The 1878-nt window shown below is 43.9% G+C and carries 2 protein-coding genes; both read left to right on the top strand.

Going from position 1 to position 1878, the window contains the following annotated elements:
* Positions 1 to 533: thiamine phosphate synthase (gene thiE, locus P9687_RS14720; RefSeq protein WP_328228912.1), on the top strand; the 533-nt coding region annotated here is incomplete at its 5' end.
* A 353-nt stretch (positions 534 to 886) separates the two neighbouring features.
* A complete protein-coding gene (locus tag P9687_RS14715; protein WP_017551862.1) occupies positions 887 to 1543 on the top strand; it encodes an MOSC domain-containing protein in 657 nt (218 codons plus the stop codon).
* Positions 1544 to 1878 lie beyond the last annotated feature (335 nt).

The following is a 1878-nucleotide window of genomic DNA, read 5'->3' as shown; positions in this document are numbered from 1 at the left end:
CCCTTTTTCAATTCCGCGAAAAAGGAAAAGGTGCACGAAAAGGCGAAGAAAAGAAAGTGCTTGGTGAAAAATTGAAGTGGATATGCCAAAAAAATGGGATTCCTTTTCTTGTAAATGATGACATTGCACTTGCTTTGGAACTGGATGCTGACGGTGTGCATGTCGGGCAGGAAGATGAACCGCTGGCATCCGTACGGGAAAAGTTGGGGGATAAGATTATTGGCGTCTCGGCCTATACGTTGGAGGAAGCCAGGCAGGCAGCAAACGGAGGCGCGGATTATCTTGGCGTTGGCCCCATTTTTCCGACGAAATCGAAAGAAGATGCGAAAGCGGCGAAAGGGATAACCGTCATTCGCGAAATCCGCCAAAATGGCATCCGGATTCCAATTGTCGGAATTGGCGGCATAGGGCCGGGCAATGCAAAAAGCGTCATAGAAGCAGGGGCAGACGGCGTTTCCGTCATTTCTTCCATTGCAGGCGCGGAAGATGCGGAAGCGGCAGCTGACCTGTTGAAAAGGGAACTCACTTTATAATGAAGGCGTAAACCCCCCTGCGCCTTTTGACAGTTTAAAAATGGAATCAAGATAAGCCGGGTGTAGGAGCCTGGCTTTTTTGGTGCCAAGCAGGCTGAATGGCGGTGAATTTTTTGCGAGAATTTTTCAATATCTTGATTGATAAAACTTTTGTTCTTGTGATAAAATACAAACAAACATTCTGATAAAATAATGAAGCGATAAAAATTTTAGAAACCTTTCTGCAAAAGGATTGAAAACAGCGAATTCGGAAAGCTGAACGGGAGACCCGCGGGATTTTCTTAAAATGTTTTTCAAAATTTACGCAAAGGATGGTAAAATTTAGATAGCAATTTGGGGAAGGAGCGAACGTGATGGCGGACGGTGTTGTTGTTTCGGTAAATACAGGCAAACCAAAGGCGCTTACCTATAAACAGAAAGTGGTGCAGAGCGGCATTTTTAAAATACCGCAGGAGGGCCCGGTATATCTGGCAAAAGAAAATTTTGAAGGGGACAAGCAGGCGGACCTTGTTCATCATGGCGGAGCGGATAAAGCAGTCTGCGTGTATGTTGGTGATCATTTTCCAGTATGGGGGGAGAAATTTAACCGAACTTTTGAGCCGGGGGCATTTGGCGAAAATATTACGCTCTCGGGATGCTCGGAAGCAGATATCCATATCGGTGATGTTTTTCAAATGGGGGAAGCGATTGTGCAGGTATCACAGCCGCGGGAGCCTTGCTATAAAATTGCTGCGAAACACGGATTGGACAGTTTTCCTGCCGACATTGTGGAAACCGGTTGGTCCGGCTTCTATATGCGTGTGCTTGAAGAAGGCTTTGTCCGGAAAAATGACAGCTTTATCCTGCTTGAAAAAGGGGAAAAACAGCTTTCCATTCTGCATATCAATAAAATCAGATACCATGATAGAACAAATTTTGATGCGATAGAAGAAATTTTAAGTGTAAAGGCACTTGCCGGCGACTGGCAAAAAGCATTCCGAAAATTATGGATGAAAAAAGGGAATGGATAAAAGAAGCGGCAGCTGTGACAGCTTTCTCCAATGTAAACATACGAAGGAGTACTGCGGTTCCCTGAAAATGACCGGTACGTATGTAACTGAGGAAGTCAATGCCGTTCCGCCATCTTAACTCGCAGCATAGATCCCTGTTTCTTCATTATATTATAGAGCAGGGATCTAAAAAGAGATGGAAAACATTACCTTGCTCTATCTTATTGACTTAAGTTACGAATAAGTGATATGATATATGAGCTGGCCCGTTAGATGATTAAAAAACGGGTTTAAAAAAAGATGTTGACAGCGAATTGATATTTTGGTATAATAATTGAGTCGCTGTTAAGAACAGC

This window comes from Weizmannia sp. CD-2023 (assembly GCF_036225245.1).
In the GTDB taxonomy this organism is placed as follows: Bacteria; Bacillota; Bacilli; order Bacillales; family Bacillaceae_C; genus Weizmannia; species Weizmannia faecalis.
Note: the sequence above shows the minus strand (reverse complement) of the source record. Positions and strands in the feature narration are given on the sequence as shown.